General features: G+C 45.9%; 25 protein-coding genes and 1 riboswitch. Of the genes, 14 read left to right on the top strand and 11 right to left on the bottom strand.

The window, feature by feature from the left end; translation table 11 throughout:
* The 8 genes from AB4138_RS22305 to thiH all read left to right on the top strand — a co-directional run.
* Positions 1-1,004: multicopper oxidase family protein (locus AB4138_RS22305; RefSeq protein WP_372307749.1), on the top strand; the 1,004-nt coding region annotated here is incomplete at its 5' end.
* A 100-nt stretch (positions 1,005-1,104) separates the two neighbouring features.
* Positions 1,105-1,488: a fluoride efflux transporter CrcB gene (gene crcB / locus AB4138_RS22300; protein WP_004736665.1), complete on the top strand. Its 384-nt coding sequence runs from the start codon at positions 1,105-1,107 to the stop codon at positions 1,486-1,488.
* A gap of 62 nt (positions 1,489-1,550) precedes the next feature.
* Positions 1,551-1,649, top strand: a riboswitch (TPP riboswitch).
* 130 nt (positions 1,650-1,779) lie between these two features.
* The gene (gene thiC, locus AB4138_RS22295; protein ID WP_102333086.1) at positions 1,780-3,729 is read left to right on the top strand and encodes a phosphomethylpyrimidine synthase ThiC; all 1,950 of its coding nucleotides are present in this window, start codon (positions 1,780-1,782) and stop codon (positions 3,727-3,729) included.
* Positions 3,729-5,021 carry a thiamine phosphate synthase gene (locus AB4138_RS22290; RefSeq protein ID WP_017061314.1) on the top strand — a complete coding sequence of 431 codons (1,293 nt, stop codon included), beginning with the start codon at positions 3,729-3,731 and terminating at the stop codon, positions 5,019-5,021. The genes thiC and AB4138_RS22290 overlap by 1 nt, the downstream gene beginning before the upstream one ends.
* A complete protein-coding gene (locus AB4138_RS22285; protein WP_372307747.1) occupies positions 5,011-5,793 on the top strand; it encodes a ThiF family adenylyltransferase in 783 nt (260 codons plus the stop codon). The genes AB4138_RS22290 and AB4138_RS22285 overlap by 11 nt, the downstream gene beginning before the upstream one ends.
* Positions 5,790-5,999: a sulfur carrier protein ThiS gene (thiS, locus tag AB4138_RS22280; protein ID WP_017061316.1), complete on the top strand. Its 210-nt coding sequence runs from the start codon at positions 5,790-5,792 to the stop codon at positions 5,997-5,999. The genes AB4138_RS22285 and thiS overlap by 4 nt, the downstream gene beginning before the upstream one ends.
* Before the next feature lie 2 nt (positions 6,000-6,001).
* The gene (locus tag AB4138_RS22275; RefSeq protein WP_017067772.1) at positions 6,002-6,766 is read left to right on the top strand and encodes a thiazole synthase; all 765 of its coding nucleotides are present in this window, start codon (positions 6,002-6,004) and stop codon (positions 6,764-6,766) included.
* 7 nt (positions 6,767-6,773) lie between these two features.
* A complete protein-coding gene (gene thiH / locus AB4138_RS22270; protein WP_372307744.1) occupies positions 6,774-7,886 on the top strand; it encodes a 2-iminoacetate synthase ThiH in 1,113 nt (370 codons plus the stop codon).
* Between the two features lie 114 nt (positions 7,887-8,000).
* On the opposite strand, the gene AB4138_RS22265 is transcribed toward thiH, so the two are convergent.
* Together AB4138_RS22265 and AB4138_RS22260 are read right to left on the bottom strand one after the other, a co-directional pair.
* Positions 8,001-9,791, bottom strand: a complete 1,791-nt coding sequence (locus tag AB4138_RS22265) for an aminopeptidase P family protein (RefSeq protein WP_102393433.1) — start codon at positions 9,789-9,791, stop codon at positions 8,001-8,003.
* 122 nt (positions 9,792-9,913) lie between these two features.
* On the bottom strand, positions 9,914-10,855 hold the full coding sequence (locus AB4138_RS22260) for a LysR substrate-binding domain-containing protein (protein WP_004736656.1): 942 nt from the start codon (positions 10,853-10,855) through the stop codon (positions 9,914-9,916).
* 101 nt (positions 10,856-10,956) lie between these two features.
* Here AB4138_RS22260 and AB4138_RS22255 point away from each other — a divergent pair, with 101 nt between their 5' ends.
* Both AB4138_RS22255 and AB4138_RS22250 read left to right on the top strand, forming a co-directional pair.
* Positions 10,957-12,156: a multidrug effflux MFS transporter gene (locus AB4138_RS22255; RefSeq protein WP_029235524.1), complete on the top strand. Its 1,200-nt coding sequence runs from the start codon at positions 10,957-10,959 to the stop codon at positions 12,154-12,156.
* A gap of 102 nt (positions 12,157-12,258) precedes the next feature.
* On the top strand, positions 12,259-12,540 hold the full coding sequence (locus AB4138_RS22250) for a hypothetical protein (protein WP_009848181.1): 282 nt from the start codon (positions 12,259-12,261) through the stop codon (positions 12,538-12,540).
* Between the two features lie 99 nt (positions 12,541-12,639).
* Here the strand turns inward: AB4138_RS22250 and AB4138_RS22245 are convergent, their stop codons facing one another.
* The 4 genes from AB4138_RS22245 to AB4138_RS22230 all read right to left on the bottom strand — a co-directional run bounded on the left by AB4138_RS22245 (position 12,640) and on the right by AB4138_RS22230 (position 15,049).
* Positions 12,640-13,098 carry a DoxX family protein gene (locus tag AB4138_RS22245; protein WP_017061322.1) on the bottom strand — a complete coding sequence of 153 codons (459 nt, stop codon included), beginning with the start codon at positions 13,096-13,098 and terminating at the stop codon, positions 12,640-12,642.
* A 1-nt stretch (position 13,099) separates the two neighbouring features.
* Positions 13,100-13,867: a DNA-binding domain-containing protein gene (locus AB4138_RS22240; RefSeq protein WP_017061323.1), complete on the bottom strand. Its 768-nt coding sequence runs from the start codon at positions 13,865-13,867 to the stop codon at positions 13,100-13,102.
* Entirely contained in the window at positions 13,864-14,724 is an 861-nt protein-coding gene (locus tag AB4138_RS22235; protein WP_372307741.1) for a DUF692 domain-containing protein, read from the bottom strand. The genes AB4138_RS22240 and AB4138_RS22235 overlap by 4 nt, the downstream gene beginning before the upstream one ends.
* 64 nt (positions 14,725-14,788) lie before the next feature.
* Positions 14,789-15,049: a DUF2282 domain-containing protein gene (locus AB4138_RS22230; RefSeq protein ID WP_004736650.1), complete on the bottom strand. Its 261-nt coding sequence runs from the start codon at positions 15,047-15,049 to the stop codon at positions 14,789-14,791.
* Positions 15,050-15,313: 264 nt separating this feature from the next.
* On the opposite strand from AB4138_RS22230, the gene uvrD reads away from it, so the two are divergent.
* A complete protein-coding gene (gene uvrD, locus AB4138_RS22225; RefSeq protein WP_017061325.1) occupies positions 15,314-17,488 on the top strand; it encodes a DNA helicase II in 2,175 nt (724 codons plus the stop codon).
* 172 nt (positions 17,489-17,660) lie between these two features.
* Here uvrD and tpx read toward each other — a convergent pair whose 3' ends face one another.
* The 5 genes from tpx to rarD form a co-directional block, all read right to left on the bottom strand.
* Positions 17,661-18,158 carry a thiol peroxidase gene (tpx, locus tag AB4138_RS22220; RefSeq protein ID WP_372118648.1) on the bottom strand — a complete coding sequence of 166 codons (498 nt, stop codon included), beginning with the start codon at positions 18,156-18,158 and terminating at the stop codon, positions 17,661-17,663.
* Positions 18,159-18,942: 784 nt separating this feature from the next.
* Positions 18,943-20,700, bottom strand: coding sequence for a gamma-glutamyltransferase (gene ggt / locus AB4138_RS22215; protein WP_372307738.1), 1,758 nt, complete (start codon positions 20,698-20,700; stop codon positions 18,943-18,945).
* A 91-nt stretch (positions 20,701-20,791) separates the two neighbouring features.
* Entirely contained in the window at positions 20,792-21,454 is a 663-nt protein-coding gene (locus tag AB4138_RS22210; RefSeq protein ID WP_009848188.1) for a LysE family translocator, read from the bottom strand.
* A 99-nt stretch (positions 21,455-21,553) separates the two neighbouring features.
* Positions 21,554-22,348, bottom strand: a complete 795-nt coding sequence (locus tag AB4138_RS22205; RefSeq protein WP_017077762.1) for an AraC family transcriptional regulator — start codon at positions 22,346-22,348, stop codon at positions 21,554-21,556.
* An 86-nt stretch (positions 22,349-22,434) separates the two neighbouring features.
* A complete protein-coding gene (gene rarD, locus AB4138_RS22200; RefSeq protein ID WP_372307735.1) occupies positions 22,435-23,343 on the bottom strand; it encodes an EamA family transporter RarD in 909 nt (302 codons plus the stop codon).
* A gap of 179 nt (positions 23,344-23,522) precedes the next feature.
* Here rarD and recQ point away from each other — a divergent pair, with 179 nt between their 5' ends.
* The 3 genes from recQ to AB4138_RS22185 all read left to right on the top strand — a co-directional run bounded on the left by recQ (position 23,523) and on the right by AB4138_RS22185 (position 26,639).
* Complete coding sequence (gene recQ / locus AB4138_RS22195) at positions 23,523-25,361, top strand: ATP-dependent DNA helicase RecQ (RefSeq protein WP_017065746.1); 1,839 nt, start codon at positions 23,523-23,525, stop codon at positions 25,359-25,361.
* Positions 25,362-25,410: 49 nt separating this feature from the next.
* Positions 25,411-25,722 (top strand): DUF3630 family protein, encoded by a 312-nt coding sequence (locus tag AB4138_RS22190; protein ID WP_017061332.1) that lies wholly within the window; start codon positions 25,411-25,413, stop codon positions 25,720-25,722.
* Positions 25,723-25,967: 245 nt separating this feature from the next.
* Positions 25,968-26,639 carry a 7-cyano-7-deazaguanine/7-aminomethyl-7-deazaguanine transporter gene (locus AB4138_RS22185; protein WP_017061333.1) on the top strand — a complete coding sequence of 224 codons (672 nt, stop codon included), beginning with the start codon at positions 25,968-25,970 and terminating at the stop codon, positions 26,637-26,639.
* Positions 26,640-26,735 lie beyond the last annotated feature (96 nt).

Raw genomic sequence — 26,735 nt, 5'->3', positions numbered from 1 at the left:
ATTTTTACTTTAATTGGTATCACCCACATATGAACAGCGTTAAGCAGCTTGGTATGGGCTTGGTTGGTCTAATTATCGTTGAGGAGAGCATTCCAGTGCCGTTTGATGAAGAGCACGCACTGATGCTTAAACATTGGCATATAGATAAGAAAGGCCAATGGAAAGATCTAATGATCCCACGACTCAGTGCTCGTATGGGCACTCCAGGAGAGTGGAGTAGCGTTAATGGTGTTCATGAACCTGTATACCAATTAAAGCAGCACGCAACGACTCGACTGCGTATCGCGAATGTCGATAATACGATCACTTATCCTATTGCTGTCGAAGGGGCTGAGGCATGGGTGATTGCCATTGATGGTAATCCTGTAAAGACGCCATATAAACTGACTAAACATAAAATCGGCCCAGGGATGCGCGTGGATATTGGACTGATAGCGCCCAAAGTAGGCGAGCGAGTTAATGTACTTCAAATGAAGGGCCGCTTTCCTTTCTCTTTATGTGAGTTCGAGGTAGTAGATTCCCCCCTTACTGAAGGGCGTTTATTGCCATTGTTACCTCTTAACCCGGTACCTAATCTAGATCTTGCTAATGCTGAAGAGATCGATTTTGTGTTCGAGTGGGAAGGTGCGGTATCACCAGTTTCTAAAGATGGGAAATCGATGCCTAAGTTTTGGCTTACTAATAAAAGAGCATGGGAAGGAATGAGCAAAGACAATATTCCTGAGCCGTTGACGACTTTAGAGTTAGGTAAGACTTACATATTCGATCTAAAGAACGTCACCCAATATCATCACCCGATTCACATTCACGGCCATACATTCACTGTATTGGAACTTGATGGGAAGAAAGTTGAAGAACCTTTCCATACTGATACAGTGTTACTTGGAAAAAATGGCCGAGCTAAAGCTGCATTTGTAGCCGACAACCCTGGCCGCTGGATGTATCATTGTCATGTTATAGAACACATGAAAACGGGTTTGATGGGATATATTGAAGTTAAGTGACACCTGTAACGTTTAATATTTGCGCATGCATTCTTAGTTTCTACCCTCGCTTTTATCGGCGTTAAAGCTAGAATATAGGGATTATTGTTTGGGAGGATTCATGGGTCAGTTATCTATTCTAGGTTTTATCGCCATCGGTGGCGCGTTTGGTGCTTGTTCACGTTACTTGATTTCAGAGTTATGCGTTGTGATGTTAGGGCGTGGTTTTCCTTACGGTACGCTGACTGTTAACGTAATTGGCTCTTTGATTATGGGATTGCTCATCGCCGCGTTTGAAAATGAGATGGTTGCGACGGAGCCGTGGAGACAAATTATCGGTCTTGGTTTCCTTGGAGCCCTGACGACATTTTCTACGTTTTCGATGGATAACGTGCTTCTTATGCAGCAGGGTGCGTTCTTCAAGATGGGGCTCAATGTACTGCTCAATGTGGTTCTCAGTATTTCAGCCGCATGGATCGGCTTCCAACTTCTGATAAAGTCTTAAAACTTTCTTACGATTTGTTAACAACTCGGCTTGGTTTATCCAAGCCGTTTTTATATACTCGATCGTACTTGTCGGAGTGCCATATGGCTGAGACCGTTAACTCGGGATCCGTTGAACCTGATCAGGCTAATACCTGCGAAGGGAACAAGAGTAGATATCTAACTAGAATCCTTCTAGAGATCTATCTCCAGATCACAACTGCATTTTCTTGCTGTGATCCCTCTTGTAGCATCTTATCCGTCAAGCATTTTTATCCCTATAAATAATGGCTAAAAGCCAAGGAAAAATGCTATGTCGAGTCGTAAACAAGCAAGACTGGAAGCGAAGAATTTCATTGATTCTTTATCTGTACAACCTTATCCAAACTCAAAAAAAGCTTACATCCAAGGGTCTCGAGCGGACATTCAAGTCCCTGTCCGAGAAATATCCCTCGCAGATAGCCTTGTTGGTGGCAGCAAAAAAGAGCCTGTATTCGAACCTAATGAGCCAATTCATGTCTACGACACCTCAGGTGTTTATACCGATCCTACGCATGAAATAGACCTTTATAGTGGCCTTCCTAAGTTGCGAGAGCAATGGATTGAAGAGCGTGGTGATACGGAATTGCTCGATGATGTAAGCTCTGTTTACACCAAAGAACGTTTAGAAGATGAAACCCTAGACGACCTTCGTTACGGAAACCTGCCTCGAATTCGTCGCGCTACTGGCGACCAATGTGTAACTCAACTGCATTATGCTCGTCAGGGAATTATCACTCCTGAGATGGAGTACATTGCGATACGTGAGAACATGGGGCGTCAGAAGTTCGCTGATGAACAGCTTAATCACCAACACCCAGGCCATAACTTTGGCGCAAACCTGCCAAAAGAAATTACCCCTGAGTTCGTGCGTAAAGAGGTCGCTGAAGGCCGAGCTATCATCCCTTCAAACATCAACCACCCAGAATCAGAACCTATGATTATTGGCCGAAACTTCTTAGTGAAAGTGAACGCCAATATCGGTAACTCTTCTGTAAGCTCTTCGATTGAAGAAGAAGTTGAGAAGCTAGTATGGTCGACTCGCTGGGGCGGCGATACCGTAATGGATCTTTCTACTGGCCGTAATATCCACGAGACTCGTGAATGGATCCTACGTAATAGCCCAGTGCCGATTGGTACGGTTCCTATGTATCAGGCGCTTGAGAAAGTGAATGGCGTAGCCGAAGACCTTAACTGGGAAGTGATGCGCGATACTTTGATTGAACAAGCGGAGCAGGGCGTTGATTACTTCACTATCCATGCTGGTTTGCTTCTTCGTTATGTTCCTATGACGGCTAAGCGTGTGACAGGTATTGTTTCTCGTGGTGGCTCTATTATCGCGAAATGGTGTCTTGCACATCACCAAGAAAGCTTCCTATACACACACTTCCGCGAGATCTGTGAGATCTGTGCGAAGTACGATGTGGCTTTGTCACTAGGTGACGGCCTACGTCCTGGCTCTATTGCAGATGCCAATGATGAGGCTCAGTTCTCGGAGTTACGTACTCTAGGTGAGTTAACTAAAGTGGCTTGGGAATACGATGTTCAGGTGATCATTGAAGGTCCTGGACATGTACCTATGCATCTTATTAAAGAGAACATGGATGAGCAGTTAGAGCACTGCCATGAAGCGCCTTTCTATACGTTAGGCCCGCTGACCACTGATATTGCACCGGGTTATGACCACATTACCTCTGGTATTGGCGCGGCGATGATTGGTTGGTACGGCTGTGCGATGCTTTGTTATGTAACACCTAAAGAGCATTTGGGCTTACCAAATAAAGAAGATGTGAAGACTGGCTTGATTACTTACAAGCTGGCAGCACATGCAGCAGACTTGGCAAAAGGGCATCCGGGCGCACAAATCCGAGATAATGCATTATCTAAAGCTCGTTTTGAATTCCGTTGGGAAGACCAATTTAATCTAGCTTTAGATCCAGAAACAGCCCGTTCTTTCCACGATGAAACCCTGCCACAAGAATCGGGCAAGGTTGCTCACTTCTGCTCTATGTGTGGACCTAAATTCTGTTCAATGAAGATCTCTCAAGAAGTTCGAGAGTACGCGAAAGACACTGAACAAGTGGCTGCTGATCAGGCTATCGAGATTAAGATGCTTGATAATCCGTTGGAAGGGATGCGTCAGAAATCACAAGAGTTCCGTGATACTGGCTCTGAACTTTATCACCCAGCAGTAGGCGCAAAAGAAGCTCAATTAGAGGAATAATGACAGTGAAGATTCTTATCCCATCTCAAAATATTGAGCTAACGGGAGAGGTGCAAAGCTGTCTATTGGTTGCTAAGCGACAAGGCTTGGCAACCGATGCAGTTGAGTTGGGTGTAAGCCCAACTCAATGCTTCTCTATCGTTGATGCTCAGCAAGCGTTATCTATTGGTTTTGCTCATGATGTTGATTCATTGGCGGAGTGTCGCTCAAGTGAGCTTGATCATATCGTTTATTACAGTCATTCAGTGGCGCTAGCTGGTGTCCGCGATGCCTTGGCACAAACTCCGAATACCATCTATATCGGTGTCTTAGATGACTCAGCTGCATTGGATATCTGGTCACAGCTAGATTCTAATCGTGCTATCAAGAGTGAAACTCCAGCTCATCAGGAGTTAGATAGTCGTGGCCACTTTGCTTGGTTACTTACTTTGTTGGCGTTGGAATTCCCATTAGAAGATGCACTGGTTTTAGCTCGCGCAGCATCTAGTGTTTCACGTGGAACATGGCCAGCAAACTATCAAAACTTTCCTATTCCCGTTCTCGAAGATGAGCGACTGGATATTAGTGTTGGTTGGGCGCACCAAGGAACATCACTGTCGTTCCCGGAATTGAGTAAGAGTAGCCTAGGACTATACCCAGTGGTTGATGATGTTGAGTGGATCGAAAGGCTGCTCAAGCTTGGAATTAACACAGTTCAACTGCGTATTAAGAACCCACAGCAAGCAGATTTAGAACAACAAATCGCGCGATCTATCGAACTCGGTAGAGAGCACAACGCTCAGGTTTTTATCAATGACTATTGGCAATTGGCACTTAAGCATGATGCTTTTGGTGTTCATTTGGGGCAAGAGGACATCGAAGAATCCAACCTATCTCAACTGAGCCAAGCTGGTATTAAGATCGGTCTATCGACTCATGGTTATTACGAGTTGCTACGCATTGTGCAAATCAACCCAAGCTATATTGCGCTGGGGCATATATTCCCAACCACCACTAAGCAGATGCCATCGAAGCCTCAAGGACTTGTGCGTTTATCTCTCTATCAGCAGCTGATTGATACTATCCCATACACAGAAGAACTCACCGGTTATCCGACAGTTGCGATTGGTGGAATTGACCAGTCGACGGCCGCACAGGTGTGGAGTTGTGGGGTATCGAGCCTTGCTGTTGTACGTGCGATTACGTTAGCCGAAGACCCAAAACAAGTGATTGAGTTCTTCGAAGCATTAATGGCTGACCGTTCTTCAGGTGCTGCTAAAGAGGTAACTCAGGAGCTAAGTCATGCTGAATGATTTCGAATTCATTCGTTATCAACGACAACTCGCACTTCCTGAAGTGGGTGAGCAAGGGCAACGCAATCTATTAGATAGCCATGTATTGGTCATCGGTTGTGGTGGCTTAGGCAATGCTGCGGCTCTCTATCTTGCGGCTTCCGGTATCGGGAAAATCGTATTAGTTGATGATGATTGTGTGGATTCGTCTAACCTTCAACGACAAGTTGCGTTCAAGGAAAGCCAGTTAGGTTCGCCTAAGGTCGAAGCTCTGAAGCAAAAACTGACTGAGCTTAATGGTCGAAACCAAGTGAGAACCATCAATAGGCGAATGACTCAGAGCCAGCTTGAGCTTGAGGTGATGCTCGCTGATTTGGTGTTGGATTGTACTGACAACTTTGAGTCACGTCAGCAGGTTAACCAAGCATGTTTTGGTAGCAAGACACCTTTGGTTTCTGGTTCTGCGATCGGATGGAAAGGTCAGTTTATTGTCTTTGATTATCAGATGCAGATAGGGTGCTATCACTGTTTGTTCCCGTTCAGTCATCATCCACAAACGACACGTTGTAGCGATAGCGGCATCATCGGCCCAGTTGTTGGCACCATAGGCAACCTCCAAGCACTGGCAGCGATTCAACGTATTAGCACTGGCGAGTTCCAGGTTGTAACACATCAGCTCAAACTGTTTGATGGTCAGACGATGAACTGGCAAAACTTAAGTGTCACTCAAGATAGTGAATGCCCCGTTTGCTGCACATCTACAGTTAACCATTTAGAAGAAGAAACCCAATGAGCAACATAACGATCTCTATCAATGAGCAACCAGAACAGGTTGCACAATCGTCGTCTCTAGCGGATATCATCCAAGCGCTTTCACTACCCGATCTGGGTTGTGTCTTTGCTATCAATAATGCGGTTGTCCCGCGTAGTCAGTGGCAACAAAGGGTCGTCAATGAAGGCGATGCTATTTCTCTTTTCCAAGCTATTGCAGGAGGCTAACTATGTTAACTATCGCAGATAAAACATTTCAATCACGACTCTTTACTGGAACGGGCAAGTTCGCGAATAAACATTTAATGGCGAGTGCTATCGAAGCTTCCGGTTCTCAACTGGCAACCATGGCGTTGAAGAGAGTTGATATTCGCTCTGAGCAAGATGATATTTTACAGCCCATCATTGATGCTGGCGTGAACTTGTTACCAAATACCTCCGGGGCGAAGAACGCGAAGGATGCCATCTTTGCTGCGCATTTGGCTCGCGAAGCGCTAGGCACAAACTGGCTCAAACTGGAAATTCACCCTGATCCAAAGTACTTGATGCCAGACCCAATTGAGACATTAAAAGCGGCTGAGCAACTGGTTAAAGATGGCTTTGTTGTGTTGCCTTACTGTCATGCTGACCCAGTGTTGTGTAAACGATTGGAAGAGGTGGGTTGTGCTGCGGTTATGCCGCTAGGTGCGCCGATTGGGTCGAACAAAGGTATCGCTTCGGCAGACTTCTTAGAGATCATTATCGACCAAGCGAACGTCCCTGTGATTGTTGACGCTGGTATTGGTGCGCCATCTCATGCTGCTCGTGCAATGGAAATGGGCGCGGATGCCGTGTTAGTTAATACTGCAATTGCGGCTTCTCAACAACCCGTTGATATGGCGATTGCTTTTAAACTGGCAGTTGAAGCTGGCCGTATGGCTTACCTTTCTGGTCTTGCTGGACAGGTGTCTCATGCGGTTGCTTCTAGTCCGCTAACTTCATTCCTAGACGAGTAGTGTCCTTATGACGTTTGTTGATCGATTTAAACAGCTCAACTGGGATGACATTGGTATGTCCATCTTCAGTAAAACGGCAGCGGATGTTGAGCGCGCTCTGAGTAAACCTAAACGCGACTTGGAAGACTTTAAGGCTCTTATCTCTCCGGCAGCAGAACCTTACTTAGAGCAGATGGCGCAACAATCGTTGGCACTCACACGCAAGCGATTCGGCAATACAATGTCGTTGTATATTCCATTTTACCTCTCAAACTTATGTGCGAATGCGTGCACGTATTGTGGTTTCTCAATGGAGAACCGCATTAAGCGTCGCACACTTACTTTAGATGAAATCGATGCTGAAAGTGCCGCTATCAAAAAGATGAAGTTTGATAGTGTATTGTTGGTGACTGGTGAACATGAAACCAAGGTCGGGATGAAGTACTTCCGTGAAGTGCTACCGAATATTAAGGCACAATTTAACTATCTTGCGATGGAAGTGCAGCCGCTTGATCAAGATGACTACGCAGAGCTTAAAACTCTCGGCTTAGATGCGGTGATGGTTTACCAAGAAACGTATAGCCCAAGTACCTACGCGGAACACCACTTGCGTGGCAATAAAATGGATTTTGAATACCGGCTCGAAACGCCCGATCGTTTGGCAAAAGCGGGTATTGATAAGATAGGTATTGGCGCTTTGATTGGCTTGGAAGATTGGCGTACCGACTGTTTCTTCGTGGCCGCTCACTTAGACTATCTTGAGCGTACTTATTGGCAAACACGTTACTCGATTTCATTCCCACGTCTTCGTCCGTGTGAGGGTGGTTTGCAGCCTAAATCGATTATGAGTGATAAACAGTTGGTTCAACTTATCTGTGCGTATCGCTTATTAAACCCTGAGGTTGAATTGTCTCTCTCGACTCGTGAGTCTGCAGCTTTCCGCGACAATGTGTTGCCATTGGGAATCACCAGTATGTCGGCTGCGTCTAAAACCCAGCCTGGTGGTTATGCTTCTGATGAAGAAGAACTCGAGCAATTTGAAATAAGTGATGAGCGAAGTGCTGCCGATGTTGAGTCAATGATTCGTCAACGTGGTTTTGATCCTGTGTGGCGAGACTGGCACAGTGCTTACTCTGGTTAGCGAACACACAGATTTATGTTCCACGTGAAACATCGACGAAGTTAAATCGACAAATAAAAACGGCTACCCTAAGGTAGCCGTTCTTCATTTCATTAAGTTTGAATTAGCTAAGCATTAAGCATGAGCAAGTGGAGTGGTTGATTGGCGTAACCATTCCAATGTATCACCTTCAACTAATGGGCTAACATCGTTCCATACTTTCTGGTGGTAATCATTAAGCCATGCAAGTTCAGGTCGTGTCAGTAAATCGACGTTGATGTTGCGCTTATCGATAGGGCAACGTGTTAGCGACTCAAACGTTAGTACTGAGAAGTCACCTTGAGTTGGCAGCTCAACCACCAGTTCTAGGTTTTCGATACGGATACCAAATTCATCTGCACGGTAGTAACCCGGCTCGTTTGATAACACCATGCCTTCAACAAGAGGTACATCGATTAGCTTCTTAGAGATGCTTTGCGGACCTTCATGAACACTTAGGAAATGACCAACACCGTGACCAGTACCGTGGTCGTAGTCGAAGCCTTCTGCCCATAAGTGTTGGCGAGCTAGAATATCAAGTTGGAAACCACGAGTACCCTGTGGGAAACGTGCACGCGCGATACCGATGTGACCTTTAAGCGCTAACGTGAACTGCTGGATCATTTCGTCGCTTGGCTGGCCAATCGCGATAGTTCGAGTGATGTCGGTTGTACCATCTAGGTACTGACCGCCTGAATCGACTAGGTAAAGAGTATTCATCTCTAACTGACCTGGTTCAGGTTGGTTCTCGTGGTTGTAGTGACACATTGCTGCGTTGCCGCCTGCTGCTGAAATCGTGTCAAAACTTAGGTCCATCAGCGTTGGGTCTTGTTCGCGGAATGATTGAACTTTGTCTGCTAGCACAGCTTCATTGTGCAGATTACCTTGCGTGACTTCTGCATCAATCCAAGATAGGAACTTCGCCATCGCAACACCATCACGAATGTGACACGCTTTCATGCCGGCAATTTCAGTTTCATTCTTTGCTGCTTTTGGCATTAGGCATGGGTCTGCTGCTTCAATGATATGAGCACCAGAGTTTTGTAGAACCAGCGTGTACCAAGCGTTACTGGTACCTGAATCGACAGATACATTTTTGCCTTCCAAAGATTGAAGGCGTGCTTCAAGCTCTGATGGGTGAGATACGCGAATACCATTGCCAACGTGTGCTTCAAAGCCCGTAGGAATACGAGCTGGGTCTAGGAAGAAGTCGACGCTTTCATCGGCGTGGATGATCGCATTGGATAACACAACAGGTAGGCGAGATACGTCCAAGCCGCGAATGTTAAGCAACCAACAGATCGAATCGAGTTCCGTAAGGATAGCGGCATCAGCACCTTTGGCTTTTAGTAAGCCAGCAATCTCCGCACGTTTGCTTTCACTTGATTGGCCTACTGCGTCTGTTGCCATTAAGCGAACATCAGACACGACAGGCTCAGGACGATCAGACCAAAGCTCATCAATTGGATTCGAAGATAGTGTTGTTAGTTCAACTTTCTCTGCCAGTTTAGCTTGAGCGCCTTTCAACCAAGCAGCAGTGTGCATGCGTGGGTCGAATGCAACCTTGCTGCCTTGTGCTAGAGAACTGGTGATCCAATCTAAAGCCGGCTCTTCAATAAGGTGGCGATACTCAAATAACTCTGCTGGTACCTGCTTACGAACCTGAACCGTGTAGCGACCATCAACAAAAATAGCAGCGTTCTCACGAGTGATAACTGCCGCACCAGCAGAGCCAGTGAAACCTGTTAACCAGTGAAGTCGCTCGTTATGAGCAGGAACGTATTCACCTAGATATTCGTCTTCATGTGGAATGATAACGGCATCTAGATTGTTTGTTTCAAGCCAAGCTCGAACCGCAGCAACGCGTTCAGCAGTGATATTGTGCATCTGTGTTTATCCTTATTGTTAGGGTCCTTGTTAACACTCACAGTCGATATACATGCGAGGGGACTTATTAGGTCAATAAGCTAGCGCTTTTGTTCGTTTGCTGCAAACGCTGTACGCCATTTTTATCTAAGGTGCAGAGTTTTTTCTTTGATGATATCTCGTAGCCAAGTTAACGCTGGGTCATTTTCTCTGTCACGGTGCCAAAACAGAGTGTATGCCATCGGTGGGAATTCCATCGGTAAAGGGACAACCACTAAGTCGAGTTGCTTGGCGACGAGGTAAGTAAAGTGGCTTGGTGCAGTAAACACAAAGTCGGTGTAGGTACATAGGCTTGCGGCGCTATTGAAGTCTGGAACAGAAATAGCGATATCTCGCTGATGACCAAGATCAGCTAGTTTGTAGTCGAGCAGCCATCGATCGTTCCCATCACATCTTACTTGTACATGACGCTGCGCAAGGTAGGTTCCCAAATCCCATTTACCACTTAGAGCAGGGTGGTTACGCCTTAATACACACATCTGTGCATCACGGTAGATCTCTTGTTCGCAGATGTCGTCTGGCGGCAGCATGGTTAAGCGCGCGTCGTTGATGTCGATGTCTTTGCCTGTGAGTCCGATATCTAACTCACCAAGCTGTAGCTTCTTAAAGGTTTGCTCGGTCCACGCGTGGGTGTTGATATTGACCTTAGGCGCTTGTCGAAATATTGCTGGTAAGAAGTGCGGAAGAATCAGCGGGTAAACACTCTCAACGGCAGCGATGTGAAAGCTGTGGTCGCTGTTATTGGGAATGAATGTCTCAGGCTGAGTGAGAACATCAAGTTGGTTGATCAACGTTTCTAAGCGAGGCTTAAGGAAAACAGCTTTCGGTGTTGGTCTCAGGCCATGTGCGCTTCGCGTGAAAAGAGGGTCATTAAATTGTTCACGAAGCTTGGCTAACGATTTACTTACAGCCGATTGACTCAGACACAATCGATGTGCGGTGCGCGTGACGCTTAGCTCTTCCATCAGAACCTGTAAGCAAACCAGTAGGTTTAAGTCGAGGCGTGATAGTTTCTCAATATTCATATGAGTTTCCTATTTGGAATAATGCTAATGAGTATATGCCATTTTTGTTCATATCTTTAGTTGGTTATTATGCACCTAAATTAACTCATTCGGAGAATCTTGTGCCTTCTAACGCGCTTCCAACCCCTAGTAAACTGCAGGTTGCTTTATTGGCAATGTTGGTTTTATTTAGCCCTCTGGCTATTGATATCTACCTACCAGCTCTGCCACAAATTTCGACAGCGTTTCACGTGGAACATGCACTAGCACAAGATACGATTACCTGGTTTTTATTCGCCATGGGTGTCGGGCAATTATTTGCTGGCCCTTTGGCTGATAAGCTAGGACGTCGAACCGTTGCATTGGGAGGTGTTAGTATCTATGCATTGAGTGCTTGCTTGGCGTGGGCAGCTCAATCGATTGATATGATGCTAATGGCTCGGCTGCTACAAGGCTTAGGAGCTTGTGCGACTTCTGTAGCAGCCTTTGCAACGGTTCGCGATCTATTTGGCCCAGAGAAGAGTGGCCGTATGATCAGCTACCTTAATGGTGCAATCTGTTTTATTCCTGCTTTGGCACCCATTCTTGGCGCTTGGTTAACACATCAATTTGGTTGGCGCTCGAACTTTAGCTTTATGGCAGGCTTTGCTGTCGTTGTTGGCACTATCTTATTCTTCCAAATGAAAGAGTCTAACCCTGCGACAGAAAAGGTTGCGGTATTCAAGCTTGAGCGATATTGGTCAGTATTGAAAACACCATCATTCCTTTTCCACGCAACCTTGTGTCTGATGGCGATGGCGGTTATCCTCGCTTATGTAACCTCTGCACCAGTTGTGTTGATGGAAAACCTAGGCCTGACCATGAAAGAGTTTACTTTCTGGTTTGGTGTTAATGCGGCCATCAACATTGCAGCTGCGTTTACTGCACCTAAATTTATGGACCGTTTTGGTACCTATAAAGCACTGGTGGTTGGTATCTCGACGCTGGGCTTAGCGGGTGTGATTATGTTGGTGCTTGCTGAGCACGCTACTCCAATCGCGTTCATGCTACCGATCTTCTTATCGTCAGTTGGCTTTGCTTGGATTCTTGGTGCTGCGGCAGGTAAAGCTCTAGAACCTTTCGGTGACCGTGCGGGTACAGCTGCTGCGCTGCTTGGCTTGTTCCAAATGAGCGGTTCAGGGCTTCTTGTGGGTACCATGCAACGTCTTGATTTAACGTCGCAAGTGATGATTGCTCTGCAAATGTTCCTGATTGTTCCTGCGTTATTAGTGCTTGCGAGCAAAGCGGGTAAGTCTTGGCACACGACGTTTGCTAAGGCATAAGTTACAAGGGTGACAAAATATACAAATGGCGGTTTTCGAAACGTTAAAACATGGTATATTTGTCACTCATTGAAACGTTAGTCCCCAACGGAAAATACTGTAATGTCATTAACAACCTACGAAATGGCGCGCGTCTTAGAACAAATGGAAGATGCACCTGAAAAGGTCATGTTTGGTAAACTGCTTAAAGAGCTAGGCAACCAAAGTGAAGAGCGTATTCGCAGTGCGGCAAAACAAGTTCCAATCGATACTTTGCGAGATATCATTTACCAATTTCAGCGTGTGGTAGAGTCTCGTAAGGGTGAGCAGGTTCAGCTATTGGCAAAAGAACTTGCAGAGCAAGGCATCTCTGCTGAAGAGCTACAAGCTTTTCTAAATAAGTAAGCTTATCCCAGTTAAAAAAGAAACCACTCAATTGAGTGGTTTCTTGCGTTTGGGCTGTAGCATTTAGCTTTAGCAGTTCAAAAGAGGTGAAAACTTATTTTAATTCCTGAACTGCGCTTTCAAAACTCTATCAAGTGAGAATGGTCCTGCGCCCCACACGACAACGATAAGAATCATTAACCCCCAAAGCTGATGATCGTAGAAGCCTTGATCCCACAATACAGGGTAAGACACGACAGCAATGATATTGAAAACGAACAACACCGCAGCCATAGGTCGTGTTAATAAACCGAGCGCTAAAAACATCGGTAGAATTAACTCAGCGGCAGTGCCCATGTAAGCAGCCAATTCCCAAGGTAGCAGTGGCACTTGGTATTCCAATTCAAACAAGTAAAGCGTGCTATCCCAAGTAGCTATCTTGGTGAGTCCAGAATTAAAGAATACCCACGCCACCCAAAGGCGACAAAATAGTAGAAGCACTGGAACAAAAAGTGCCTGTGATTTCTCAATCAAACTGTCGTATTGAGCCATCATGTTCGTGACTGTGTTGTTATCCATGTTATGCCTCCAATTCGGCATTGATTGAAAAACCTGAGATGACGTTTAGCGCCATAACAGTATTCAGATGTTGTAGTAATAAAGGATCGATTGCTGAGAGTGTTCGACCTGATTGCAATTCAGTGAGGAGTTGGTGGCTCTCTTCACTCAAACTATGGCTCTCAACCTGTGAATTCTCAGCTCGGATTAACACCCCAAATTCAGCTTGGTTGATGTCTAGCCCATCAAGTTGCTGCTGATAGATGGCGTGTTCAAGCGCGATAATCGTGTAACTAGAATGAATCAGTGTTATTGAATCTTTGAGATGAAAGACTAAAGCGCCTTGTTGCTCTTGTGGTACATCTGCAAGGCAAGAAAGAGGTCTCTGGTCGACATGTGCTTGTGACGAAAACCTTACCAAGCTATCTTTCTGCCATTCATACAAAGCCACTTCACCGAGATAAGGTGCAGCCTCAATAACGGCAGGAAAGGCTTGGATAGTCTGTTCAAAGTGTTCACCGTAACCACTGACATCACCAGAGGTCGATGGATAATGTAAGACATGTTGACGAGCCATCTGTTGGAAGCACTCTTCACCAACCAACATTTCAGTGAGTGGGTAGGTTGCTGCCAGAACTTCGCTCAAGCTGATCACAAAGTTATTACGGTAAATCTGGATGCGTTGTTCATCGGTAAAATGGTCGCTCACTATGTCGCAGTACTCACCATTGTTTTGATAGCGTAGGGCGTTAGCAAACTCCAATTGAACCTCTGCTAGGGAGTGGCTCATGAGGCGCGACTCCTTTGGTTGAACTTGTCGTGTTGATACAAGATATCACTGGCTTTGGTTGCTTCAGCCAATAAAACTTGTGGCTGTGGGATATCTAAATCCCACTCTATCAAGGTATGGCGCGAACCGTGTTGCTGTATCCATTGGGTGTACAACTGCCACACTTCATCACAGACAGGTTTGCTGTGGGTGTCTATCCAGATCTCACCTTGTTCGAGTTTCTTCTTCGTGAAACCTGCCAAGTGAATCTCTTCAACTTTGTCTGCTGGTATTCCGTTTAAGTACTCTTCACAACTAAAGCCATGATTAAAAGATGAGACGAAAATATTATTGAAATCGAGCAGTAGGCGACACTCAGTACGCTTTTGTACCTCAGCCAAAAACTCCCACTCAGGAATAGTAGAATGCTTGAAGGATAGGTAGCTCGATGGGTTCTCAATCAACATCGGGCGTTGCAAGCTGTCTTGAACCTCGATGACATTACGACCGAAGACTTCCAATGCTTCTTCTGTGTAAGGCAGCGGTAGCAAGTCATTGAAGTAATGACCACCTGTCTGACTCCAACTGAGATGATCAGAAACCAAGAAGGGTTCGATATCATCAATGAGCTCTTTTAATTGCACAAGATGATGTTGATTGATGCGCTCAACAGAACCTAGCGACAACCCAACACCGTGACAACTGATGTTGTGTGCGTGACGAATTTCTCTGAGTTGTTGTCGTTGCGGTGATTGAGCTAAGAAGTAGTTCTCGCTGTGAACTTCTAACCAACTTACTAAGGCTGGATTTTGGCTAAAGAAGTCCAAGTGCGGTGTTCTAAGGCCAACCCCTGCGTAGGGGTGAAGAGTTTGAGTCACAACGATTCTCCTAACAAGAAGTGGAGGTGAGCTGAATGTCAGCTCACCATACTAAGCAGCTCAATTATGATGATTGAGTGTTACCACCTGATAATTTGCCACATAGCCCTTTAGGTACGACTACGAACGCATCGGATTGGTTGTCTTCTTTTGCTGTACCCGCACATGAGCTTGTTTTGGTTGCACAATCATTTTGGCCAGCTTTTGCCACGCCGTAGCATTTTTCTTTTGCTGCTGCTTCCGCAGGTGCTGATGTAAGAACTGCACCGCCGAACGCTAGTACACTTGTGATTGCAGCTGTAACAGCAAGATTAGAATTTTTCATAGTCATTCCCTCTAGGACTTAATAGTATTTTCATATCGCAGGTTAATGGATTGTTAACTTGCTTACTAAAAAGGATTGGAACAACCGGGAAATAATTTCACGGTATTATAAAAATTATCAATATTAATGATGTTTCATCTCTTAAGTTATTGAATTAATGATGTTAATTTTTGATTGTTTTTTCTTCTTATTATCCTAAACGCAGCCTAGTGTTTAGGTTATAATCAACTTTTATGTATAAATACCCAGTAGTGAGCATATCCAATGATAGATCCTTCGCTTTTACTCGATGGCCTAAACGATAAACAACGTGAGGCGGTCGCGGCACCTTTAGAAAACCTACTTATTCTGGCAGGTGCAGGCAGTGGTAAAACGCGAGTGTTGGTGCATCGTATCGCTTGGCTGCAAAGCGTAGAGCAAGCATCACCGTTCTCTATTATGTCGGTTACCTTCACCAACAAAGCGGCAGCAGAGATGCGTGGTCGTATTGAAGAGTTGATGATGGGTAGTTCGTCAGGCATGTGGAACGGCACCTTCCACGGTATTTGTCACCGCATCCTTCGTGCTCACTACCTAGATGCAAAACTGCCAGAAGATTTCCAGATCATTGATTCTGATGATCAGATTCGTTTGCTACGCCGCTTAATCAAGGCGCAAAACCTTGATGAAAAGCAGTGGCCTGCTAAGCAAGCTTCTTGGTGGATCAATGGCAAGAAAGACGAGGGGTTACGCCCAAGTCACATTGACGCCTACCATGATCCAATAACTCAAACGTGGTTAAAGATCTATTCTGCTTACCAAGAAGCATGTGACCGTGCTGGTTTGGTCGACTTTGCGGAAATCTTGCTGAGATCGCATGAACTATTACGCGATAAGAAACACATTCGAGAGCATTACCAAGCACGCTTTAAGCATATCCTTGTCGATGAATTCCAAGATACCAACAACATCCAATACGCTTGGCTTCGGATGATGGCTGGCCCAGATTGTCGCGTGATGATCGTAGGTGATGATGACCAATCTATCTATGGTTGGCGTGGTGCGAAGATCGAAAATATTCAGAAGTTCTTGGATGAATTCCCAGGAGCTTCGACGGTTCGACTTGAACAAAACTACCGTTCAACTAAAACCATTCTGCAGGCGTCGAACGAGCTTATCTCGAACAACACCGAACGTATGGGTAAAGAGCTGTGGACCGATGGTAACGATGGCGAGCCAATCTCTGTGTACTCAGCTTATAACGAGCTAGATGAAGCACGTTTCACGGTCAGCAAAATCAAAGAGTGGCAAGAGAAAGGCGGTGCGTTAGAAGATACCGCGATGCTTTATCGTAATAACGCCCAATCGCGTGTTCTTGAAGAAGCTTTGATCCAAGGTGGTCTCCCTTACCGAATCTACGGCGGCATGCGATTCTTCGAGCGTCAGGAAATCAGAGACGCCTTGAGCTACATGCGCTTAATGAGCAACCGCAGTAATGATGCGGCGTTTGAACGTGTGGTTAATACGCCAACGCGTGGCTTGGGCGATAAAACGTTAGAAACGATTCGTCTTGCCGCTCGTGATCGTGGTGCAACCATGTGGGAAGCAAGTGTTGCTTTGATAGAAGAGCAAGTGCTACCCGGTCGTGCTGCGGGTGCATTGAGTCGCTTTATCGAGCTGATTAATGCGCTTGAAGATGACACGCTAGAACTTAGCCTGCATGAACAAACCGACCACGTGATTAAATCGTCGGGTCTGTTTGCGATGTACGAGCAAGAGAAGGGTGAGAAGTCGAAGGCTCGTATTGAGAACTTGGAAGAATTGGTAACGGCAACGCGTCAGTTTGAAAAACCAGAAGAAGCGGATGAGATGAGCATGCTTACTGCTTTCTTGACTCATGCAGCGTTAGAGGCGGGTGAAGGTCAGGCTGATGAGTTTGATGACGCGGTTCAGCTCATGACTCTGCACAGTGCCAAAGGCCTAGAGTTCCCAATGGTGTTCATGGTGGGTGTCGAAGAAGGCATGTTCCCAAGCCAGATGTCGGCCGAAGAAGCGGGGCGTTTAGAAGAAGAGCGTCGCCTGTGTTACGTAGGCATGACCCGTGCGATGGAGAAGCTTTACATCACTTATGCTGAGATGCGTCGTCTGTACGGTCAGGACAAATATCATAAGCCATCACGTTTTATTCGTGAGCTGCCAGAAACCTGTCTGGATGAAGTGCGTATGAAAGCGCAAGTCAGCCGCCCTGCAAGCAGTGGTCGCTTTAGCCAAACCGCTGTGAAAGAGAACTTCAATGAAACAGGCTTTAGCTTGGGCTCTCGCGTGAAGCACCCTAAGTTTGGTGAAGGCACCATCATCAACTTCGAAGGAAGTGGCCCACAAAGCCGAGTTCAAGTGGCGTTTAATGGTGAAGGGATTAAGTGGTTAGTAACGGCTTACGCGCGTTTAGAGCAGCTTTAATCTATTACTTTAATATCTAAAAAGCAGTTTGGTCTTTAAAAACCGTTCAGCATTCAAAAGTAATCCGCATTAAAAACAGAAAGAGCAGCCAATGGCTGCTCTTTTTTATTGCTCGAAACCAGTCTAAATAGGCAGGTTCCGAGCTTAAGGCATTCCTGCCTAGAAAGGAGACTTACAGTGCTGCAAGTGCCGCTTCGTAGTTTGGTTCTTCAGTGATCTCTGCAACCAACTCACTGTGTGTTACCACACCCTTTTCATCAACAACGACAACTGCACGTGTTGTTAGGCTTGCTAGTGGACCTTCAGCAATCGCTACGCCGTAGTCTGATGCGAATGTAGGAGAACGGAAAGTTGAAGCGTGTTGAACGCCTTCAATGCCTTCTAGTTCGCAGAAGCGACCTGCAGCAAATGGTAGGTCAGCAGAAATACAAACCACAACCGTGTTCTCAAGTTCTGCTGCTTTTGCGTTGAACGTACGTACGCTCGTTGCACAAGTTGCTGTGTCGATGCTTGGGAAGATGTTTAGAACCACTTTCTTGCCTTCAAGAGAAGCAAGAGTCAGTTCAGAAAGGTCGCCTGCAGTCAGTGCAAAGCTTGGTGCTTGTTCGCCAGTTTGTGGGAATGTGCCTGTTAGTGGTACAGCAGCGCCTTTGAAGGTAACGTGTGACATGAATTTGTCCTTAGTTTAATTATGGTTATGAAACTAGTTGAGCCTAGTAAGACTTACGTTACTCGGAAGTGGTTAAGAAGTGAATGCTTTAAATGTCAGAATTGTAATTAAAGGTCTTTGATTTATTTGTTTGAGAGAGGAATAAGTGAAACGACAGATAAAGAAAAACCCCGAGAGCTTGCGCTCATCGGGGTCTATAGTCTTACTCGCAGCAATCCGGCTACTAAGTGTGCTCCATGCATCAAATCCATGATAGTGTGCTGTTATCCTTCAGCGTATTCCTTTCGTCGCCTTCCTAGCGGTGTCCTTGATCTTATCCTGATCTGCCAACAATCCTCGTTAGCGCGCGTCACTTGTTCCTTGAGCGGTGTCCTTTACATCATCCTGATGTTCAGTCCTTTCCTCGTCCAGAGGTGTCCATTGTCTTTCCTTAGTAGCAACCATCCTAGTTACTATTGCGTCCATTCAATGTCCATTTCGCTATCCATGCCGATTATTCATCCTGAGTAATCGAATCTTCATCCTGAAGATAACCAAGTCCTTGGCGTTTCCTGTTCCGTGTCAGCATCCTTCCGACACCATTCATATTACCGATTCCTTATTTATCAGCAATGGTGCATAAGCGAATTTCTATATAATTATTTGAATGATAAATGTACGTATTGTTTAATTTCAATCGGTTACGGTTTGTGGGTGACTAATTTCGTCATCAAATATCGATATTTACTCACTGCCTTGTGAGAGATCTCGCACAAGGCAGCGAGTAAAAAGGGAGGATTATTCCCTATTGGCCAATAGCTGCACCTTCACGGCGAGGGTCTGCAGCACCTTCTAGACCATCTTTTGTGATGCGAATAGCGTGTAAACCCGAGTTAAGATCGCGAACGTTGACCTCAAATCCCATCTTTTCTAGCTCAGGTTTGAAGTTTTCCGCTGATGTTCCTTTTTCCAAATCTAAGGTACCGAAGCGATTTAGGAAGTGTGGTTGGTTGATCGCTTGTTGGATATCCATGTCCCATTGGGTGTGAGCAATGATCGCTTGTGCCACATAACCGATGATACGGCTGCCTCCCGGAGAGCCAATTGCCATGTAAGGTTTATCGTCTTGCATGATGATGGTCGGTGCCATTGAAGAGCGCGGACGCTTACCCGGTTCAAGTCGGTTGGCGATAGGCTTACCATCTTTATGGGTCTTGAATGAGAAGTCGGTTAGTTCGTTGTTGAGTAGGAAGCCTCTTACCATCAAGCGTGAGCCAAAGGCATTCTCAATGGTGGTGGTCATCGACACGACATTGCCATCGCTATCGACAATATTGAAGTGGCTGGTGGACGGTAATTCAATAGAAACATCTTGGCTTCTCTGCATCGCGTGATCCCACGGCGGTGTGCCTGAAGATGCGCTTGCCAATGCCTTACCTGCGGTAATTAACTGAGCACGTTCCTGCAAATAGTCAGTATTCACTAACCCTTGGGTAGGCATTGGCACATAATCTTGATCCGCCATGTACATACCACGGTCTGCAAAGGCTAGGCGAGAAGCATCTGCTAACACTTGCCAAGATTTCGCGTCGTTTGGTCCCCATGATTTAAGATCAAACTGCTCGGTCATCGCTAAGATCTGCCCAACCGTTAATGCACCTGAACTTGGTGGACCCATTCCGCACACTTGGTAGCTTTCATAAGCAGAACAAACCGGCTCGCGCTGCTTAATCGAATAAGCGTCGAAGTCTTTCTGTGCTAATACGCCCGGGTTACCTTTCGCTGTTTGCACGGTATTGATGATGTCGGCAGAAATCTCACCTTGGTAGAAGGCTTTAGCACCATCCTTCGAGATAGCGTTTAACGTGGCCGCGTATTCAGGGTTCTTAAGTTGCGTGCCAGCGGCTTTTGGGCTGCCATCGGCATTGAAGAAGTAGGCTTTAGTTGTCGCAAATCGGCTCAGTCGCTGTTGGTCATTCTCAATCAAGGTCGCTAAACGTGGACTAATAGTAAAACCTTCTTCAGCCAACTGAGCGATAGGTTTAATCAGTGATGCCCATTCTAGCTTGCCGTATTTCTGGTGAGTGTCCCACAGCAATTGCACCGTGCCCGGCGTTGCAACAGAACGACCGCCAACCACGGCATCATAGAATTTAAGCGGTTGTCCGTTTTCGTCTTGGAATAGACGTGGTGTGGCATCAAGCGGCGCAGTTTCACGGCCATCATAGGTCTTGAGCTGTTTGTCTTTGCCATCAAAATAGACAAGGAACGCGCCGCCACCAATACCTGAAGACTGAGGTTCCACTAAGCCAAGCATAAGCTGCACAGCAACCATGGCGTCAATCGCGTTACCACCACGAGCAAGTACATCAGCACCGGCTTGTGTGGCAAGAGGGTTGGCCGCGGTGACCATCCAATCGTTGGCTTTAACAAGCTGTTTGGTTTCTAAACCACTACTTTGTTCGGGTGCGACGGAATCGGCAGCTTGATTTGCCCAACTGACGTGAGAGGCAAAAAGTAGGGTAGAAGTGGCGAGGGTTGTTAGTTTTGTTTTCCACTGCATGATCTTCTCCTTTTAATATGCAGAGCTAGATTGGCAGTGGAAAGATGAGATAGCCAGAGTGTTGTTAACGAATTGTAATCTTGATTCGAATTTAAGCGATTAAACCGGACAGCGACTGCCAAAGAATACTCACGCCAATAAGGCTGAATACCACGCCACATAAGCCATCGATGTATACCGTTGCTTCGCTGAGTTTCTTTTGCAATGCTTTAGTCGAAAGCATCCAAGCCAGTAGTGAGAACCAAAACAGAGACAGACCAAATAGGATGATAAGCGCAAAGCCTTTACCTGACAGAGACATGTCGGCAGGCACTAGGCTCGACATCAAGCTGATAAAGAACACCAAAGCCTTTGGGTTGAGAATATTGGTCGCAAACCCTTTCGAAAATGCCTGACGCTTATTGGTCAGAATCAGATCGTTGGCATTGACGGTATCGGCATCATCATCGTGGTTCTGAATGATTTGCCAGGTTGCTTTAAGTGCGCCGTAACCTAAGTACAGTAAGTAGCTACCGCCGGCTAGTTGGATAATGGCAAATAATGTGGGTTGTTGGTGGACTAGGTAACTGATTCCCGTCAGGCTGAGCAATGAGTGCAGCAAGATCCCGCAAGATAAACCAAGCGCAATGTACAAGCCTGTCTGGCGTCCGTGACGCGTCGCATTTTGCACGACTAACGCAAAATCAGGGCCGGGGCTCATCAAAGCGATGAAGTGGATAGAGGCTAGGGTGATCAGTATGGTGACTTCGTTCATCGTCAGTTCTCAATAACGTTGCCGCTATTTTTAAATAAGTAATCGTATTGAGCGTAGCTTACCGCGATTTGAAATCGAGCAATTGTAAATTATCAACACTTAGTTGATTTGTGACGGTGGGACGCCGAACGTGGTTTTGAAAGCCTTAGAGAAGTGTGCTTGATCATAGAAGCCTACTTGATGCGCGACCTTGGTACCACATATCCCAGACTTAATCAGACGCATGCTCTGTTCCATACGTAAACGGCTCAGCCATGCATAAGGCGTAATGCCCATTCTGTTTTTAAAATGGCGTTGGAATTGAGTCGTGGTTAAACCACATAACTCAGACAATTGTTCTAATCGCACTGGTTGATCCAAATTCGCCATTAAATAGTCTTTTAGCGTATCAATCGATTGATTACCCAGTTTGATGTCACTCTTCGATCCAAATTTCGCATAACGATCGACAATCGTCGAGAACCCTTCGAAAGGTAAGCAATCTTGAGCGAGCTGGCTGATGTTTTGATGGATTAATAGGCCGTGTAAGTTGCGTAATTGTGAAAATGCAGCTTGATCGGAGAGGATCAACTCAGAAAAGCCTAATGTGTGACCATTCTTCTTGGGATCGGCAAGATCTTGAAACCATTGGGGAGAAACTGCAAACACACTGACTTGATAACCCGAATCGAGTTTGGAGTGCCCATCATGCAGCTCATCGGGTGGCATGATAACAACTTGGCCAGCACCAACATTATGGCTCGTCCCTTTATAGACGAATTTCTGCTGTCCTTGGGTAATTAAACCAATGTGAAAGTCCAAATGATAGTGGCGCTGAAAAGCAAACTCTTGGTATTGAGCTTGGATCAGGCTGATATCTTCTGTTGGGGTAGAGTAATAGTGGACTTTATCCATGGTACAAAAAAGCTTGGTCAAATAGTCATCAATTCAACCAAGCTTATCTTCGTATTAAGGGATTGTCTTGTAAAAAACGATCAGTGTTACCGCTTAGCGCGTTTGTTCTTTCTGTTGTTACGCAGACCGTCAAAGCTGAAAATAACCAGTGCTCCCCATATGAAAGCAAAGGTGATCGCTTTATCTGAGGTAAAGGCTTCGCCGTAGATCAGAACCGCCAGTAAGAACATCAAGCTTGGACCGATGTACTGGAAGAAACCGAGTGTTGATAGCTTCAAGCGAGTTGCAGCGCCAGTAAAACACAGCAATGGAACCGTGGTGATCACACCGGCAGCAACCAGTAATAGGTTGAGTTGCATCGGGTTCATCGATAAGTTTGAGGTCGGGCTATCGGCAATAAACAGTAAGTAGGTTGCGGCGAGAGGCAGCATCACCAGAGTTTCAATGAACAGACCCGTTTGTGCTTCTAAGCTGACTTTCTTACGCAGCAAGCCATAAAAGCCAAAGCTAAAGGCTAGGGCAATGGCGACGATCGGTACTGAGCCGAAGGCAATTAATTGGATTAATACGCCAATCGCAGCAAGAGCCACAGCAAACCATTGCAGCTTACGTAAGCGTTCGCCGAGGAAGAGCATCCCAAGTAACACGTTAATCAGAGGGTTGATGTAATACCCCAAACTGGCATCGAGCATGTGATTGGAATTCACCGCCCAGATAAAGATCAGCCAGTTTGCACCCACCAAAATAGATGTCGCCACCAAATAGAGCATTTTTGGTTTTGAGGTCAAGGTGTCGCGGACTTTACGCCAGCTGCGGCCAATGTGCAGTAAGAAAGCGAGTAGGAAAAAAGACCATACTACACGGTGGCTGAGGATCTCTAACGGGGAAACGTCACTTAAAGATTTGAAATATATAGGGGCGATACCCCACATTGTGTAAGCGCCGACGGCAAGCAAAACTCCTTGGCGCGTACGTTGTTGTTCTTCCTGTGTCATGCATCTTTCTCTAGCACTGAGTGCTTATTAATAAGATTTATAAGAGAGTTGGTCAGTATAGGAGCGATAACCCTTTTCACCTAACAATTTGCGGTTTAATTCGCCAGCGTTCCCCTCTACAATGTGCGACTTGCTTGCCGAAGATGCTTGCTGATTTCATACCTCGATTAGGAACCACAATGACCGCCACTCTGATTGCTGAGCAAATACCAACTCCCGCGAATGATGCGCAAACCATCTTGCAAGATGTGTTCGGCTATCAAAGCTTTCGCGATGGTCAGCAAGAGGTCATTGATTTGGCCGTTGAAGGCAAAGACAGCTTGGTGATTATGCCAACCGGTGGTGGTAAATCTCTGTGTTACCAAATTCCGGCTTTGGTTCGTGAAGGGCTGACTCTGGTTATCTCACCGCTGATCTCGTTGATGAAAGACCAAGTCGACCAATTGAAGGCCAATGGTGTTGCCGCTGAGTGTATTAACTCTTCAATGCCACGTGACCAATTGCTGAATGTGTTCAATCGTATGAACTCAGGTCAGCTGAAAATGGTGTATGTGTCACCAGAGCGTGTGTTGATGCGTGATTTTATCGAGCGTCTTCAAGGTTTACCGCTTTCGATGATTGCAGTCGATGAAGCGCACTGTATCTCTCAATGGGGTCACGACTTCCGCCCTGAATACGCATCATTAGGTCAGCTTAAACAGTATTTCCCGCATGTGCCTTACATGGCGCTCACAGCAACCGCTGATGATGCGACGCGCAAAGATATTATCTCGCGCTTACAGCTCCTGGACCCGCATACTTACTTAGGCAGCTTTGATCGCCCTAATATTCGCTACAACTTGGTTGAGAAGCACAAACCCGTGTCACAGGTGGTTCGCTACCTAGAAACACAAAAGGGCAATTGCGGCATCATCTACTGTGGTAGCCGTAAGAAAGTGGAGATGGTGACCGAGAAGCTGTGCAATAACGGTATTCGCGCCGCGGGTTATCACGCTGGTATGGACACCGATGAGCGTGCTTACGTTCAAGAAGCCTTTCAACGCGATGATATTCAGATCGTGGTCGCGACTGTGGCTTTCGGTATGGGCATCAACAAACCCAACGTACGTTTCGTGGTGCACTTTGATATCCCACGTAATATCGAGTCTTACTATCAAGAGACAGGCCGTGCAGGTCGTGATGGTTTGCCTGCTGAAGCGATGATGTTGTTTGACCCGGCTGATATGGGTTGGCTGCGTCGTATGCTAGATGAGAAAGAAGAAGGCCCACAGAAACAAGTTGAGATGCACAAGCTGAATGCGATGAGTGCCTTTGCTGAAGCGCAAACGTGTCGTCGTCAGGTTCTGCTTAACTATTTTGGTGAATATCGCGAGAAGCAATGTGGCAACTGCGATATCTGCTTAGATCCACCAAAACACTTTGACGCGACCCAAGAAGCACAGAAGGCGTTGTCTTGTGTGTACCGTGTGAATCAGTCATTTGGTATGGGCTACGTGGTCGAAGTAATGCGAGGCATGCAGAACATCCGTGTCCGCGATAATGGTCACGATAAGCTATCTACCTACGGTATTGGCCGCGATCACAGTCATGATTACTGGATCAGTATCTTCCGTCAGCTGATTCATAAAGGCTTGCTGTTCCAGAACATCACTCGTAACTCAACTTTACAGCTAACAGAAGAAGCCCGCCCGCTGCTGCGCGGTGAGATGTCTTTGGAATTGGCTGTTCCTCGTTTAGATACAGCGGTGCGTAATGCTAAGTCCGATAAACTTAGCAGTAAGAACTACGATAAGAAGTTGTTTGCGAAGCTGCGCAAGCTGCGTAAGTCGATTGCTGATGAAGATGGCTTGCCACCATACGTGGTATTCAGTGACGCGACCTTGATTGATATGGCTGAAATACTACCTACTTCATACGGAGAAATGCTGGCAGTCAACGGTGTCGGTCAACGTAAACTCGATAAGTACGCAGACCCATTCCTAGATCTGATTCAAGAACACATCACCACACACGGCTAGTTTGCGAGAAACGTCTAACTAATAGAAAAAGAATAAGGTTGATAGGGACATGACAACACAAACAGAATTTGGCTTAAGAGAGTATTTAGCTGAGGAAGGGCGTTTATTGATTACGTCTCCAAGTTTTGATTTTGATTCTTATGAAGTGCTAGGTGAAAAGCTGGTGGCGTTGTTGTCAGCGTCAGTTGTTGAAAAGCAATGGGACGCCGATATGCATTCTTGGTTGATTGATTTTGAAGATTGCCGAATGTTCTTAAAGTCCGAACATTACAGTGAATCAATTTGGTTTGAGTCGTTAAACGCTGAAGAAAGCCGAGAAGAGTTTGATTATCTCGCGACGCTTTTCAAGCGCGGTTTTTAACTTTTGGCATCTCTTCTAAAACACAGCTTCTAGAGCTATTCACCAATAAAAGTGAGAATAAACGTTTGCGTTTGTTCTCACCGTTGCAGCCAATATTGATTAATGTATAATCGCCCGCCGCTCAGCAGAGCAATTTTTAGATACATTTTTTAATTCACATTATTGGTAAGAGCTTTCTTGGATTATTCGAAGAAATGACTCGATTTGGGTTCCCTCACCCCCAAACCAAACTAAAAAGGTACAGCATGAGTAACTTTACCCCTGCGCAACAGCGCAAAGCCTTAGCACTATTAGTTTTGTTCCATTTGGTGATTATTGCGTCAAGCAACTATCTGGTTCAGCTACCTTTTACCGTCTTCGGTATGCACACCACTTGGGGTGCTTTCACTTTCCCGTTTATCTTCCTAGCGACCGATCTGACCGTACGCATTTTTGGCGCGCAGCTTGCCCGTAAAATCATTTTCTTAGTGATGCTACCAGCTCTGGCCGTTTCTTATTTCTTGTCAGTGGTGTTCTTTGAAGGTTCATTCCAAGGCTTTAGCCAACTAGGTGAGTTCAACTTGTTTGTTGCACGTATCGCCGCGGCGAGCTTCATGGCTTATTTACTGGGTCAGATCTTGGATGTACATGTTTTTAACCGCCTACGTCAGCTTAAACAGTGGTGGGTAGCCCCAACATGCTCAACGTTATTCGGTAATGCCATTGATACCATCGCATTCTTTGCGATTGCTTTCTACCAAAGCCCAGATCCATTTATGGCCGAGCATTGGACTGAGATTGCCTTAGTCGATTACGGATTCAAACTTATCATCAGCTTAGGCTTGTTCGTGCCTATGTACGGCGTGCTTCTTAACTACATTGTTAGAAAGCTAACCGCAGTGAACCCTGACTTTAAAGCGACAGGCGTGAACGCTTAAGTTTGAGATTTGTAACACAAAGCATTAATGCAGCGATAAGAAAAAGCTCAAGTTAGTCTACTAACTTGGGCTTTTTTAAGGTTCATCGCGGATTAG

Source organism: Vibrio sp. 10N.286.52.C3 (genome assembly GCF_041468865.1).
In the GTDB taxonomy this organism is placed as follows: domain Bacteria; phylum Pseudomonadota; class Gammaproteobacteria; order Enterobacterales; family Vibrionaceae; genus Vibrio; species Vibrio crassostreae_C.
This window is presented reverse-complemented; position numbering and strand designations above follow the sequence as displayed.